This is a genomic window from Francisella uliginis (genome assembly GCF_001895265.1).
Classification (GTDB): Bacteria; Pseudomonadota; Gammaproteobacteria; order Francisellales; family Francisellaceae; genus Francisella; species Francisella uliginis.
In genome coordinates, this window is sequence record NZ_CP016796.1 from 725,584 (window position 1) to 740,519 (window position 14,936).

Consider the following 14,936-nt stretch of genomic DNA (forward strand, 5'->3'; position numbering starts at 1 on the left):
TTAATAAAACTCTATAAATGCTAACTGCTTGTATCTTTTTTGTTCATAAACTCATTTAGATGTTGGTTCATGTACTTATCAGCCTCTTGATTAATATGTTTATTAACTTTATTAGAGTTTATGTCTTTGACAGTTACTCCAGGAATACCAAAATCTTTATTAATACTACTTATCATATCTTTGTAATGCTCTTGACATCTTTTAGGTTCTTTTACACCTTGCTTTGTTGCAATATTACCATCTTTTGCGCAGTTATGAACAACTAAATTTTTTCTATAAAGCTTTTCATATTCAAAAGCATTTTTGCCTTTTAATGCAAGTAAAGCATTCTCCCCACTATCAGCATATGCCGATAGTGCAAATATAGATAGAGATAGTACAATAATTAATTTTTTCATATTATTTTTCCTTTTATACTCAAATACCTAGTGTTAATTAAGTATCAAATTTAATAGATATTTCTTAATATTTCTATTTATATACAGGGAAACTATCACATAGATCTAAAACTTTCCTAGCAGTATCTTTTTCTACTTTTTCATCACCACAGTTAAAAACTACATCAGCAAGTAGATTAGCGATAAGCTCACATTCTTTCTCTTTAAATCCTCTAGTTGTAATAGCTGGACTTCCGATTCTTAAGCCACTAGTCACAAAAGGAGAGCGAGGATCATTTGGTATAGAGTTTTTATTAACGGTTATGTTTGCTCTACCTAGAGCTGCTTCAGCTTCTTTACCAGAAAATCCTGTATTTGTAATATCAAGAAGTAGTAGATGATTATTTGTACCACCTGAGATGATGTTAATATCACGTTCTTTTAATACCTTTTCAATAGCTTTAGCATTTTTCAATACTTGCTTTTGATACTCAACAAAACTAGGCTCTAAAGCTTCCTTAAATGCTACTGCCTTTGCTGCAATCACATGCATTAATGGTCCACCTTGGATGCCTGGGAAAATAGCAGATTGGAATTTTTTTGCTAAATCAGGATTATTGTTGCAAAGTATTAAGCCTCCCCTAGGACCTCTTAATGTTTTGTGTGTAGTAGTTGTAGCAACATCTACATGTGGGAATGGATTAGGATATAATCCTGTAGCCACTAAACCAGCAACATGAGCAATATCTGCCATTAAAACAGCATCAATAGAGTTAGCGATTTCTCTGAATTTTTCCCAGTCAATAATTCCTGAAAATGCAGAGAACCCTGCGATAATCATTTTTGGTTTATGCTCTTTAGCTAGTTCAGCTACCTGTTTGTAGTCTATATCACCATTCTCATCTAAACCATATTGAATAGAATGGTAGATTTTTCCTGAAAAATTAACTTTACTACCATGAGTTAAGTGTCCGCCTGCACCTAAATCCATACCAAGTACAGTATCACCTGGTTTTAAAACAGCATTATATACAGCTGCATTTGCTTGAGAACCAGAATGTGGTTGTACGTTTGCATAATCAACACCAAAAAGCTTCTGAGCTCTTTGTATAGCTAGTTTTTCAGCAATATCAACAAACTCACAACCACCATAGTATCTTTTACCATGATAGCCTTCGGCATATTTATTTGTAAGTTGAGACCCTTGAGCCTCCATAACAGCTGGGCTTGCATAGTTTTCTGATGCGATAAGTTCAACATGCTCATGTTGTCTTTTAACCTCAAGTTCTATAGCCTCAAAAACTTCTTTATCTGTATTTTTTAAGCTATTTTTTTCAAAGCTAAACATATTTGGTGATCTCCTGATATTTTTTAGGTGGATAAAATAAATTAAACGTTTAAAATTATAACTTATATTATATGTATATAGAAATAATTTAAATAAAAGCTATGAGCAAAGTTATTGACCTTGATGAAATAGAGCGCTTAGAAAGAGAAGAAGAGAATTCTCACTATAAAGCTGTGAAAAGTAAAACGACAATAAAAAAAGATGTATTGGAATTAACAGACTTTGGTAGATCTCTTACAGAATTAAATAATCAACAATTAGATAAGCTACCAATATCTGATACTTTAAAAGCTAATATTATCTCAGCAAAAAATCTACAAAAGATAGCTTTAAAAAGACAAATTCAATTTATAGGTAAGCTTTTACGAAAAGCAGATAATATTGATGAGATCCACAAGGCTTATGATATTCTTGTAAATAAAGATAAACAAGCAAATTTACAGTTTCAAAGATTAGAGAATATTAGAGATAATCTTTTATATCCTGATAAAACAAATCAAACCATTGAAAAACTAATACAGGAGTTTCCTGAATTAGATATTCAAAAATTAAGGCAATTGATTAGAAATCATCATAAAGAAGTAGAAAAAAACAAGCCGAGAAAGTCTTTTAAAGAGATTTTTAAGTTTTTGAAAGAATTATATGTTAGCTAAAAGTAGATTAAAACGAAAAAAGTATAAGTTTTATGTATAATGTTTTAAATATTATATACTGGTTTTTAATACATGAAAGTATCATCTGATGTTCTTATAAAATTAAATTTCATATTTATTATTTTTATGTTTGTAGGAGTCGCTGGACACTTGCAAGCATTTATATCTATTGGATGGGTTGGTGTAATAGCTACATATTTATTAAACAAAGATTTTTCCTTAATAGACTTTAAGAAAAATAATTTTTTTTGGCCATTGTTAGGAATGGGAATCCTTATTTGCTTCAATCTAATTTATTTGATGGTTGTAAATAAAACTAGTTCATATTTTAAAGATTTAATATATTTTGCTAATCCAATGATACTACTAATATTTCTATATGCATCTAGTCATATGTTATCTAAGAATATTAAGTATGCCAATTATTTGCTATATATATTAGCCTTTATAGTAGTATCTATCGCTACATTTAGATTTTTATTATTTTTTGTATATCTCTTAAATGGGCAAAATTACGTTGTGCAAAATATGGATGAAATTACAAGTCAGCAGTTCATATTTGCTATCTTACTACCTTTTTGTGCTTTCTTTTTAGCTGTGAAAGCTTTTAGTTTGAATAAAGATAAGCTTCTTTTAAAGATAGTACTTTTTGTTTTTGTGTTTATTTTAGTCTTTACAGCTTTATTTATTAATACTAGCAAAATGGGGTACATAATAGGAGCAGTTGCATTTATCTATTATTTTATACTTTTGATAAAAAAGGTTGTTAAATATAATCAATTAAGTATAAAAAAAGTTTTATTAATATTATTGATTAGTTTAGGTGTATTACTAACAGCATTTACAACTATATACAAAGATTCAAATATACTACATGATAAAGTTACACCTATGGTTACTAATTTAAATGATTTTTTCTCTAATAACTATTCTACTAGCCAGCGTAATGAATTAGAAAATACATCTACAGGAATTAGATTGCTATTTTATACAACTTCGGTAATAGTTTTAAAATCTGATTTGAAAGTTTTCTTGCTAGGTTGTCCTATAGCTGAGCATACTATTGATTTTGAAAAATGTGTAGAACAGGTTGTCCAAAAAAATCCAAATATTCAAAAAAGTAATAGAGTTTTTTCAAATCTTTCGTATATGCCATATGATCATCCTCATGATGATTTCTTATATTACACTTTTAAAGCAGGTATATTAGCTGGCGCACTGGAAATATTGTTTTTCATATTTCTATTTTATGGGTCAAAAAAGCTTGATCAGTATGATAGCAGTTGTATGAGAGTACTACTACTAGGGTTTCTTGTGTTATGCTTGTTTGATAGAGGAATGTCATATCAATCATTTACGGCTACAATCTTCAGTATTTTATCTATATATATAGCCAAGATTCTTCATAATCAGAGGAAATAATTTTATAAGGAATTATAGTGTATGAAATATTTTAAATCTTACTTACCAAAAAACAACTCTGTAATAGAAGAGGGTAATATACCTAAGAAAATCTTCATGACATGGAGCTCGCATGAGTTAAGCGACACTATGTATAATAATATTCAACTATGGATAGAAAAAAATCCAGATTGGGAACTTCATTTATATGATGATCAGGAATGTATAGAGTTTATAGAATCTAATTTTGATCAAGATGTCCTTGACACATATAATAATCTATTCCCTACTGCATATAAGGCAGATTTATTTAGATATTGTTTACTCTACATATATGGAGGGGTATACACAGATGTTAAAATGGTACCTTTAGAGCCACTTTCTGAAATTATTACAAAAGGTATTGATTTCTTATCAGCTAAAGATAGGCTGTTTGATAGATTTGAATTTGATGGCTATATATTTCAAGCTTTTCTCTGTGCTAAACCTAAACATCAGTTTTTTAAGCAAGCTATTAAAATGATAGTTGAAAATTCTCAAACTGGTTATTATGGTAATGATCCTTTATGTCCTACAGGCCCAGGTTTATTGGGTAGAGCTATAAATATTTGTTGTAATAGATCTAAAACTTCTAAGATTGGATTAGGTATACATTGTATTAATGATTTTAATTTTGAGTTGTTGAAACATGGTGATAGTGCTATTGTTGATAAGAATGACAAACAACTTATTTTGGATAGATATAGTGACTATCGCAAAGAGTTACATAGTGGTTTTGAATTAGCAAGACGCTATAATGCATGTTGGTTTATTAATAGAGCTTATATTAAATCACATAAACCTAAATCAAAGAAAAAGTACTTTTTAAAGAACAAATTTACATATACTTTGCGTTATGTATACTTTGTTAAGATAGTAAAGATATTAAAGAAAATTTTTAATAAAAATAAATAATCATTATCTAATAATAAATTATTATTGATAGAAAGGATGTAATAAATGAAACACTTCCAATCTTATTTGCCAAAATCTAGCTTTAGCAATGATGGTCATATACCTAAAAAAATCTTTATGACATGGGACTCGCATCAACTAAGTAATGACATGTATGATAATATCCAGTTATGGATAGAAAAAAATCCAGAATGGGAGCTTAGGTTATATGATGATAAGGAATGTATAGAATTTATAGAATCTAACTTTGATCAAGAAGTAATTGATGCATATAACAATTTACTTCCTAAAGCATATAAAGCTGATTTGTTTAGATATTGTGCTCTTTATGTATACGGAGGTGTATATACAGATATAAAAATAGTACCTTTACAACCCCTTAATAATATTATTACTCAGGATACGGAATTTTTATCAATTAAAGATAAACATGATAAATATTACGAATTTAATGGCTATATATATCAAGCCTTTCTCTGTGCTAAACCTAAGCATCCATTTTTTAAACAAGTCATTGAAATGATAGTAAGTAATTCTCAAAAAGGATATTATGGGAATGATCCACTATGTCTTACAGGCCCTGGTTTGCTAGGTAAAGCTATTAATATTTGTTGTAATAAACCTGCAACTTCTGAAATTAGATCAGGTATACATAATGTTAGTAACTTGAGTTTTGAGTTATTAGAATATCGTGATAAATCTATTATTGATCGAAATGATCAAGAGTTTGCTAAAAGTTCATATAAGGGCTATCGCAAAGAATTATATGCAGGTCGTGAGTTGGCCAAAAGCTATCCAATATGTTGGTTTAATGCCAGGTGTTATATAAAGAATAACAACTTACCTAAATCTAAATATTATTTACGCAAAAAAGAGTTTTTTATTGTAGATTATTTGTATCTTATTAAAGATGTTAAAAAAGCGAGGTTATTTGCTTTGAAGTCTTGTATTTTAAGACCTCTATTGGCAAGTAGAATAATATCTAGAGTTATTGGCTATGAAAAATCAAAAAAATAATATAAATATATCAACCCAGCATTTATTTATTACATATAACAATACCCAGTAAGTATAGAGTAATAAGAGAAATATAGTAAATTAAGATTGTTAGCTTTTAGCTATATTCTACAATAGCTCTGAAAATAAATGAGAACTTGTAAATATTATTCGTTTGTTTTAGTATCATAGGTATAAAATCTTTTATTATAATTAAAACTGTGAAAACTAAAAATATTAAGAATATTGACGTTATAGCACTATCATTAGGACGTCGTTTTTCTGGTATTAATGCCAGTATGTTAGCTGTGATGCCAGAGCAGAATAAGTTAGTTGATATTGCTGCGATGGGCTTTAATATTGAAGCTAAAGATATCAAGACTATTAGATTTAGAGATTTTCTATTTGGATGTTGGCGTGATAAATGGCGCATTTGGCATGCACGTAGAAATATTGATATGCTAGTTGGTATAATACTTAAGTATATTTTTCGTTATAAAATAATTTTAGTTTTTACTTCTGTAGCACAGCGTCATCATAAGAAGCTTACAAGATTTTATATAAATAGAATGAGTGCTGTTATTTGTCCATCTAAGATATCAGCATCATATCTTGAGAAAACTCCATATATTGTTCCTCATGGTGTTAATACTGAAGTTTTTTATCCAGCAAAAGATAAAAATCAAATTAGAAAGGAAAAAAATCTAGTAGGCGAATATAGTATAGGGATTTTTGGTCGAATTAGAAAATCAAAAGGCTCAAAAGAGTTTATTGATGCGGTAACGCAAGTTTTAAAAAAATATTCAAACTGGAGTGCTGTAGTTATTGGTGAGGCAACACCTAGCGATCAAGAGTTTAAAGAAAGTTTAGAGAAAAAAGTAAAAGAAGCTAGTTTAGAAGATAGAATAACTTTCACAGGTTTTATAAGTGATTCTAATGAAATTCCTGATTGGTATAGAGCTTTAGATGTTGTTGTTTGTGCTAGTCATAAAGAAGGTTTTGGATTACCTGCTTTAGAGGCGATGGCATCTAAGTGCGCAGTTATTGCTACAAAAGCAGGAGCTTGGCCTGAGATAATTACAGATGGCAAGGATGGATTTTTAGTAGACCCTCAATCAAGCCAGCAAATTAAAGAAAAACTTGAGGCACTTATACGTGATGATGATTTGAGAGAGCAAATATCTCAGAATGGTTATGAACTAATGAATTCTAAATATAAAATTCAAAATGAGGCTCAAGGTATTCAAGAAGTTTATGATAAGCTACTGAATAAAAAAAAGTAGCTTGATATATTACTTTGACTAACTTTTAATTTGTATTTACCAATTTATTTGTAATATCATTATTTGGGAATGGTAGTTTTTCTAAAACAATATCAAATCCTTTAGAGTTATCTTTATCTAAAGTATTTAGATCAACTACTACCGGATCATTAGGATGGTAGTATGTAGAAATATAAAGCTTATTGTTATTTAAGTCTTTAATCACAACATAAGCTGTGTGATCAAACATTTTTTTACCTTGTAGATGCTCAGCAACGACACCTTTAGCAATATCGACATTATGTAAAATATGTGTAACTTTTGAAACTAAGTCAGCATCATTTTCAGGAGCCTTATTATTTGAATAATATCCAATAGCCGCGGTTCTAACAAATCTTGATGGCGGAGAATAATCACCTGGAATTCCTAATAGCCCACCGCCTAAGAAGCCACTTAAATCTTGAAGAGTTTTCTTATGCTTATCAGTATTTACAACATCGCTAATTTTAAGATTAGTTGGAGTTTTATTATCAAGTGATAAATAGTTTTTTAGGTTAAGCAATTGCCAGTCATAAGTAGGAGCATTAGTCATTACTTTGACATTTGAGTTAACGTTGTAGAACTTAACTTTTCCATCTATGTATTCTACTACTAAGCCAGCACCGTTTTTATCAGTAATTAAAAAATGAATCTCTGGAGATATACCATCGATCATTATGCTCTTATCAGACCAGACCTTATATTTTTTGAGTGCTTGTTTTGCTTCACTTACATTAGCAAATTGACTTAATATAAATGTTGTAGACTCAATTACTGAAGCATACTTTGTATCATTTTTGTTTACAGTTTGGTATTTTGTAAAACCAGGTAGATAGTTAGCACTAAGGCTTAAGCCTTGGCTATTTTGACCGTCTATTACAAGAGTCTGCCCATCTTTGGATAGTCCTGTTGCTAAGACAGAGTATTTGGATTTATATTGATGTTTTGGTAGATCTAAATTACTAGGAGCTGTAAGATCATGCTGAGTATTTTTTGGCATATATAAAAGCTGCCAATTCCAATTGAGAGCCCACTCCATAGTTCTTCCTGAAACTACATCTCCTTTTTTATTTACTAATGTTATGGCTGTACAAGCCAGAGACTGTGAAAATAACATAAGTAATGTTAGTGTACAAACAAATAACTTTTTAGCTGGATTTTTCATTAAATATCTCTTTAAAGTTGTAATCATTATCTCAATAGTAACATGATTTATACTATTAAGTACTAGTTATATTTTGATATTACTATATTATATTTAATAAGCAGAAAGTAACTATTATGGGTTGTAAATGACAGAGCTTTCAAAGCAAAAGCATCCTAAAGCATTATGGTATATCATCGCAATATATATGTGGGAGTATTTTAGCTTTTATGGTATGAGGGCTCTTTTGATTTTATATTTGGTTGAGAGCCTTAAACTAGGTGATAGCGTATCTTATGCTATATCTGGTGCATATATTACTCTTGTTTATTTATCACCAATAGCTGGAGGAGTTATTGCTGATAAAGTTCTTGGTTATAAGCGATCTGTTATATGTGGCGCAAGCTTAATGGCTATAGGACACATTATTCTAGGCTTAGGAGGAGATGGTAGCTTATATATTGGTATGGCTTTTATAGTTAGTGGCTATGGTTTTTTTAAGAGTAATGTCTCTTGCTTGTTAGGTCAGCAATATGCTGCACATGATGTTAAAAAAGATTCTGCATTTACATTATTATATTTAGGTGGTAATTTAGGCGGTATTTTTGCTCCTGTTATTTGTGGTATAGTTGCGCATTATTATGGCTGGCACTATGGTTTTGGTGTTGCTGGAATTGGAATGATATTCGGATTAATTATATTCCTTATCGGAGAAAAAAATATATCAAGTCCAATACCAGAAAACGCACTGTCTAATTTATCAAAGATATTTCTAGTATTAGCAAGTATATTATTAATTGTAATATTAAGTTATATAGCATTGACCTACTTAATCGATGGTTACTTCTTAGCAGCGATAGTATGTATTACATCTATATACTTTATTACTATAGTTTTTAAAGCAGATAGTAAGACGAGAAAATCACTTTTAATTTTAGTACCTTTTTTTATATTTGGTGTGGTTTTTTGGGTGTTTGATGAACAGCTTTATACATCTGTGGAGATTTTTATACATAGAAATGTAGATACATACTTTTTAGGTATTGATATACCTGCAAGTACATTTACTTCTATGAATTCAATATCAATCTTATTTGGCGGTTTAATAGTTGCTTGGGTATGGAAGAAAATAAAATCTCTTGATGATGATTTTGGTAAAATGATAAAGTTTTCTCTTGGCTTTATATTTCAATTAATATGTTTTATTTTATTTTTCATAGCGGCAAAAAATGCGAGTGTTGATGGCACGACATCAGTAGTACTTGTTCTTATTGCGTTAGTGTTTCTGGGTGTTTCAGAGTTATTTATTGATCCAATTGCTCTTTCAGAGATTACATCAATAGAAGATAAAAAACATACTGGATTTTTAGCAGCATTATATATGTTATTTACAGGAAGTGTAGCTGGGTTTATAGGAGCTAAAGTAGCTGACTTAGCAGCATTTAAAAAAACTTCCAATATGGATTTGATAACGCAAGCACACCTTTTTAGTAACTTATTTATACATATTATAGTTATTTTATCTATAACAATATTATTATGGTTCTTATGTGCATTTGTCATCAAGAAAATTAAATAAATTTTATTATTTTAAATTTAAAAGCTCATTGCTATATAAATCCTTTAATTTCTCTGAAAGTTTGAATAATCTAGTTAGTCTAACTGTATTAGTAAGATGATTATAAGCCAGATAGGTTAGTAAATTGGTAGAAGTAGTTATAAAATTGCAAAGGTGAGTCTATGGAAAAGCAACAGAATTTTACTAAGCTTAATGTGTTTGTTGCTATTATTTTTGTTCTACTAGCACAGCTGGTTACAGGGATAAATATTACAGGTTCTAAATATATTATTGAGACTACTCCTATTTTGGTTTTAGTTGAGTCTAGATTTATTATCGGAGCGTTATTTCTTGCTATTGTGTTTCTTTGTTTAAGTAAACAGAAGAGACAAGTTGAGTTGATTGCTATAAAAACTTTAAACAAAAAACAGTGGTTAGTATTAGTTGGTCAAGCACTTGGTGGTGGCGCATTATTTAATTTAATTATGTTAGCAGGTGTTCAGTTTACTTCTGCTAGTATGGCAGGAGTGATAACAAGTACATTACCGGCAATGGTTTTAGTATTAATGTTTTTATTGTTAGGGGTACGTTTAACTCCTTTGAAGATTATCTGTGTCTGTTTAGCTATATTGGGGCTGATTATTATTAATGTTAATGGAATAGTTCAGCCTAGGATTACCGGATTAAATCTTTTAGGCGATTTTATAGTATTTCTTGCAATGGTACCAGAGGCAATGTATTACGTACTTGTAAAAGCTATGCCTCTAAAGATTACTCCATTAACAAATGCTATTTTAGTTAATATCATTAATGCAGTTTTTGTTGCACCATTTATGTTTTTTACGCATTATGATTCTTTGCATAACCTTAGTAGTCTTCAGTGCTGGATTATCCTATTATTAGGTATAGTGTCTGGTTTATTTTATTTGTTTTGGACAAAAGGGAGTCAATATTTGGAGGCTTCAACAACTGGAATGATGACAGCATCAATGCCAATTTTTACTTTAATCTTATCATGGTTATTTTTAAGTGAAACTATTAATCTTACTCAATTATTAGCAATGTTTTTGATTATAGGATCAATCATTATTGGTAATTGGAGAAGAAAAAGATACAGGTAAGACTATATATAGCTACTCACAGATAAAAAAAGGATATACCGCTATTATCTCTTCATCATATAAAATAACTTTAGCTTTTGAGCGTTGTGATGCTGCAATTCCCAACTCTTGAAATAATATTTTCAATTTATTGGCTTTATTTCTACCAGGATATTTACATTTATCATTAGCTTGTCTATCTCGAATAGTTAGCTTATCTAATTTATAATCTTTATTAGTTTGAGTTTTTAACCATTTTAATATCTCAGTATGGTTTGCCGAAAATGTAGTAGTAGTTGATACATCTTTTATTAAAAGCTGATCATATTCAATACATACATCATATAATTGGCTAATATTAATTTTCCAACCAGTAAATGATTTATTTGTCCCAAGATAGATATCTTGAATCTGTTTATTTTTAAGACTCTGTGAAGTATTTTGCTTAAACCAAAAATGAATAATACTTTTTTGAATATCTTCATCTAAGCTAACAAGCCTAGATATAATAATATTATTATTTTGAGAAATTTGATTAAGTTTTTCGGCAATTAGTTTATTTATAATATTATTACTTTGTCCACAAATATTAGCACTACGAGATAATGTTTTACTAATATTAGGGTTAACTTGTTGTAAGATAGGAATCACTTTATTGCGAATTAGATTACGTCTATATTTAGTATCTAAATTGCTATCATCATAAATATGATTGATATTATTTTGTTTAGAAAAAGTTTCAATTTCTTCTTTTTTATAATTAAGAAGAGGGCGCAAAACAGCTCCTGTATTAAGTTTTTTATAATAGGGCATTCCAGATAATCCAGCTAACCCAGAACCTCGCATAGCTTGAATAATAAATGTTTCTGCTTGATCATCTTGGTGGTGGCCAAGTAAGAGTAATGGATTTGAGTAATTTTTCATAGTTTGTTGAAAAAAACTCATTCTTTGTTTACTTGCCCAAGCTTCAAAACTTTCGCCTTTAGGAGCTTGTCTTAATGAGTGGCTAATAAATTGTAAATCATATTCTTTACATGTTATTTGGCAATGTGCTTGCCATTCTAGAGCGCTTGGATGAACATTATGATTTATGTAAATAGCAATTACAGGAATATTTAGATCTTTAGTAATATTTAATAAAACACTTGAATCCACTCCGCCACTATAACCAATAATTATATGAGAAGGAGAGAGCTTTTTTATTTCATTAATAACAAGAGTTTTATCTATAGACATTTATGTTAAATAACGAGCTTTTATAGTAGCTTTGATCTTTTTAAACTCATCAACAAGATCTTTAGCCTCATCTGAAGTTGAACGAATATCCATAACTACATAACCAATATTTTCTAAAGTTCTTAAATATTGACCTTCAACATTTATATTTTTAGCAGCTAATATTTTGTTTAATTCATTCATCATACCAGGTATATTCTCATGAATATGTAATACCCTATGAGTATCAGTATGTATTGGTAATGATATCTCAGGAAAGTTTACAGCATTTAGTGTGGAACCATTATCTGAATATTTGATAAGTTTTGCACTAACTTCATTAGCAATATTTTCTTGGGCTTCTAGTGTACTACCACCAATGTGTGGAGTCAAAAAAACATTATCAAAATCTTTTAAAGGGCTATCAAACATCTCTCCTTTTGAAGATGGTTCTTTAGGGAAAACATCGATAGCAGCACCTTTTAATTTACCATTTTCTAAAACCTTAACTAAAGCGTCAATATCAACCACATTTCCACGTGAAGCATTTATTAAAACAGAGTTTTCTTTCATAGCATCGAATTGTTTAGTTGAAATCATATTTGCTGTAGTAGGTAGCTGAGGTACATGTAATGATACTACATCTGATTGTCTTAAAAGCTGATCTAGACTAGTTACTTGTGTTGCATTTCCTAGTGGTAGTTTTTCTTCAACATCATAAAAAATTACGTTAAAACCAATACTTTCAGCTAAAACACTAAGTTGCATGCCAATGTGGCCATAACCAATAATTCCTAGAGTTTTTCCTCTAACTTCATTGGCATTATCAGCAGATTTTAGCCATTGTCCACGATGTGCTTTAGCATTTTTGTCAATAACATTTCTGGTAAGTAAGATAGCTTCAGCTAATACAAGTTCAGCAACACTTCGCGTGTTTGAAAACGGGGCATTAAAAACAGGTATACCCAGATCATGAGCTGTCTTAAGATCTACTTGGTTTGTACCAATGCAGAAACATCCTATAGCAGTAAGGTGTTGTGATTGCTCAAGAACATCTTTAGTTAGCTGTGTGCGTGAGCGTAGACCAACGATTTTAAAGTCTTGAAGCTTATCTATAAGTTCTTGGCCTTCTAGAGCAGTATTTAGTAGCTCAATATTTTCATAACCAGCTGCTTTAAATGCTTCTAAAGCATTTTGATGAATACCCTCAAGAAGAAGGATTGGAATTTTCTTTTTATTAAGAGATAACTGACTCATCTATATAGTCCTTTATATTGATATTTTTGCTTTAATAGCAGGATGATGTTTGTAATTTTTAAATTCAAAATCTTCATACTTATAGTCAAAGATAGATTCTGGTTTTCTTAGTATTTTTAGCGTTGGTAACTCTAGTGGTTGACGACTAAGTTGTTCATCAACTTGATCAAAATGGTTATTATAAATATGACAATCACCACCAGACCAAATAAACTCGCCGACATCTAGGTCACATTGTTGCGCAACCATATGTGTTAGTAACGAATAACTTGCAATATTAAATGGTACACCAAGAAACGCATCAGCACTTCGCTGAGTAAGCATACAGGAGAGCTTATTGTCAGCAACATAAAACTGAAACATTGCGTGACATGGAGGTAAAGCAGAGTTTCCTTCTGCAACATTTTCTTGAGGAGATATTTTCTCAGATGGTACAACACAAGGGTTCCAAGCTGAAACCAAAATTCTACGTGAGTTAGGGTTTGTCTTTAGCATGTCGATAACTTCAGCTATTTGATCGACTCCTTGACCATTAAAGTCACGCCATTGTTTGCCATAGATAGGGCCTAGTTCACCATCTTCTGTTGCCCATTCATTCCAGATACGGACTTTATTTTCATTAAGGTATTTTACGTTAGTGCTACCACTTAAAAACCATAATAATTCATGAACAACGCTAGGTAGATGAATTTTCTTTGTGGTCACTAAGGGAAAACCTTTTTGAAGGTCAAAACGCATTTGATAGCCAAAGACACTTTTAGTACCAGTACCTGTTCTATCACCTTTAGCAGTACCGTTTTCTTTTATATATTTTAGAAAATTTAGATATTCTCGCATTTATTTTTCCCTCTTAACTTGATAAATAGAACAATTAAAATTATTGCTCCAAGTATAATCATAGGTAGAGATAGAATCTGCCCCATAGTCATCCAGTTAAAGAAAATATAGCCATATTGAGGATCTGGTTGTCTAAAGAATTCACAGATAAATCTAGCACAACCATATAAAAGCATAAATAGTCCTAGAACTAGATAACGAAGTCTTTTTTTCATAGTTACAAGCCATAGCACTGTAAAGAGTACGACTCCTTCAAAGAAAAACTCAAATAATTGCGAAGGGTATCTTGGTAGAGGCCCACCTGTTGGAAAAACCATGCCAATAGGGGAGTCTGTTACTCGTCCCCAAAGCTCGCCATTTATAAAGTTACCAATTCTACCAGCACCAAGTCCGATTGGAACTACAGGAGCGACAAACTCACCTAGATCAAAGAAGTTAGCACCTACTTTTCGTGCATATAGACCAAATGCTATAAGCACACCAATAAAACCACCATGGAATGACATTCCACCATCCCATATAAAGAACATCTGAGTAGGGTTGTGGAAATAATATGGTAAGTTATAAAAAACTATATAACCAATTCTACCACCAAGAATAACACCTAAAGCAACATAGAAAACTAAATCTCCAACTTGCTCTGGCTTTACAGGAGCCCAAGATTTTCTTTTAGCTCTATATTTGAGTAAAGCCCAACCAGCAAAGATCCCAAATAAATACATTAAACCATACCAATGAATTTCAATAGGTCCAAGTTTTAATGCAATCGGGTTAATATGAGGATAATGTAACATT

At 30.5% G+C, this 14,936-nt stretch carries 14 protein-coding genes; 7 read left to right on the top strand and 7 right to left on the bottom strand.

Features of this window, described 5'->3' with window-relative positions; genetic code table 11:
• Positions 1 to 20: 20 nt before the first annotated feature.
• Positions 21 to 398, bottom strand: a complete 378-nt coding sequence (locus F7310_RS03580; protein ID WP_072711828.1) for a hypothetical protein — start codon at positions 396 to 398, stop codon at positions 21 to 23.
• A 73-nt stretch (positions 399 to 471) separates the two neighbouring features.
• The gene (glyA, locus tag F7310_RS03585; RefSeq protein WP_072711830.1) at positions 472 to 1,725 is read right to left on the bottom strand and encodes a serine hydroxymethyltransferase; all 1,254 of its coding nucleotides are present in this window, start codon (positions 1,723 to 1,725) and stop codon (positions 472 to 474) included.
• A gap of 101 nt (positions 1,726 to 1,826) precedes the next feature.
• Here glyA and yjgA point away from each other — a divergent pair, with 101 nt between their 5' ends.
• The 5 genes from yjgA to F7310_RS03610 all read left to right on the top strand — a co-directional run bounded on the left by yjgA (position 1,827) and on the right by F7310_RS03610 (position 7,012).
• The gene (gene yjgA, locus F7310_RS03590; protein WP_072711832.1) at positions 1,827 to 2,378 is read left to right on the top strand and encodes a ribosome biogenesis factor YjgA; all 552 of its coding nucleotides are present in this window, start codon (positions 1,827 to 1,829) and stop codon (positions 2,376 to 2,378) included.
• Positions 2,379 to 2,450: 72 nt separating this feature from the next.
• Entirely contained in the window at positions 2,451 to 3,800 is a 1,350-nt protein-coding gene (locus F7310_RS03595) for an O-antigen ligase family protein (RefSeq protein WP_072711834.1), read from the top strand.
• A gap of 21 nt (positions 3,801 to 3,821) precedes the next feature.
• Positions 3,822 to 4,733, top strand: coding sequence for a glycosyltransferase family 32 protein (locus tag F7310_RS03600; RefSeq protein ID WP_072711835.1), 912 nt, complete (start codon positions 3,822 to 3,824; stop codon positions 4,731 to 4,733).
• Positions 4,734 to 4,778: 45 nt separating this feature from the next.
• On the top strand, positions 4,779 to 5,750 hold the full coding sequence (locus F7310_RS03605) for a glycosyltransferase family 32 protein (protein ID WP_072711837.1): 972 nt from the start codon (positions 4,779 to 4,781) through the stop codon (positions 5,748 to 5,750).
• 200 nt (positions 5,751 to 5,950) lie between these two features.
• Positions 5,951 to 7,012: a glycosyltransferase family 4 protein gene (locus tag F7310_RS03610; protein WP_072711838.1), complete on the top strand. Its 1,062-nt coding sequence runs from the start codon at positions 5,951 to 5,953 to the stop codon at positions 7,010 to 7,012.
• Positions 7,013 to 7,037: 25 nt separating this feature from the next.
• On the opposite strand, the gene F7310_RS03615 is transcribed toward F7310_RS03610, so the two are convergent.
• Complete coding sequence (locus F7310_RS03615; protein ID WP_072711840.1) at positions 7,038 to 8,195, bottom strand: linear amide C-N hydrolase; 1,158 nt, start codon at positions 8,193 to 8,195, stop codon at positions 7,038 to 7,040.
• A gap of 127 nt (positions 8,196 to 8,322) precedes the next feature.
• Here F7310_RS03615 and F7310_RS03620 point away from each other — a divergent pair, with 127 nt between their 5' ends.
• Both F7310_RS03620 and F7310_RS03625 read left to right on the top strand, forming a co-directional pair.
• Complete coding sequence (locus F7310_RS03620) at positions 8,323 to 9,753, top strand: peptide MFS transporter (RefSeq protein ID WP_072711841.1); 1,431 nt, start codon at positions 8,323 to 8,325, stop codon at positions 9,751 to 9,753.
• Between the two features lie 161 nt (positions 9,754 to 9,914).
• Positions 9,915 to 10,853, top strand: a complete 939-nt coding sequence (locus F7310_RS03625) for a DMT family transporter (protein ID WP_072711842.1) — start codon at positions 9,915 to 9,917, stop codon at positions 10,851 to 10,853.
• A gap of 12 nt (positions 10,854 to 10,865) precedes the next feature.
• Here F7310_RS03625 and tilS read toward each other — a convergent pair whose 3' ends face one another.
• Genes tilS through lgt form a run of 4 tightly spaced genes read right to left on the bottom strand, consistent with a single transcriptional unit; the run spans position 10,866 to position 14,935 of the window.
• Positions 10,866 to 12,068 (bottom strand): tRNA lysidine(34) synthetase TilS, encoded by a 1,203-nt coding sequence (gene tilS / locus F7310_RS03630; protein ID WP_072711843.1) that lies wholly within the window; start codon positions 12,066 to 12,068, stop codon positions 10,866 to 10,868.
• Positions 12,069 to 13,304: a phosphoglycerate dehydrogenase gene (gene serA, locus F7310_RS03635; RefSeq protein ID WP_072711844.1), complete on the bottom strand. Its 1,236-nt coding sequence runs from the start codon at positions 13,302 to 13,304 to the stop codon at positions 12,069 to 12,071.
• Between the two features lie 12 nt (positions 13,305 to 13,316).
• Entirely contained in the window at positions 13,317 to 14,141 is an 825-nt protein-coding gene (locus F7310_RS03640; RefSeq protein ID WP_072711846.1) for a thymidylate synthase, read from the bottom strand.
• On the bottom strand, positions 14,126 to 14,935 hold the full coding sequence (lgt, locus tag F7310_RS03645) for a prolipoprotein diacylglyceryl transferase (protein ID WP_072711847.1): 810 nt from the start codon (positions 14,933 to 14,935) through the stop codon (positions 14,126 to 14,128). The genes F7310_RS03640 and lgt overlap by 16 nt, the downstream gene beginning before the upstream one ends.
• Between the last annotated feature and the right edge of the window lies 1 nt (position 14,936).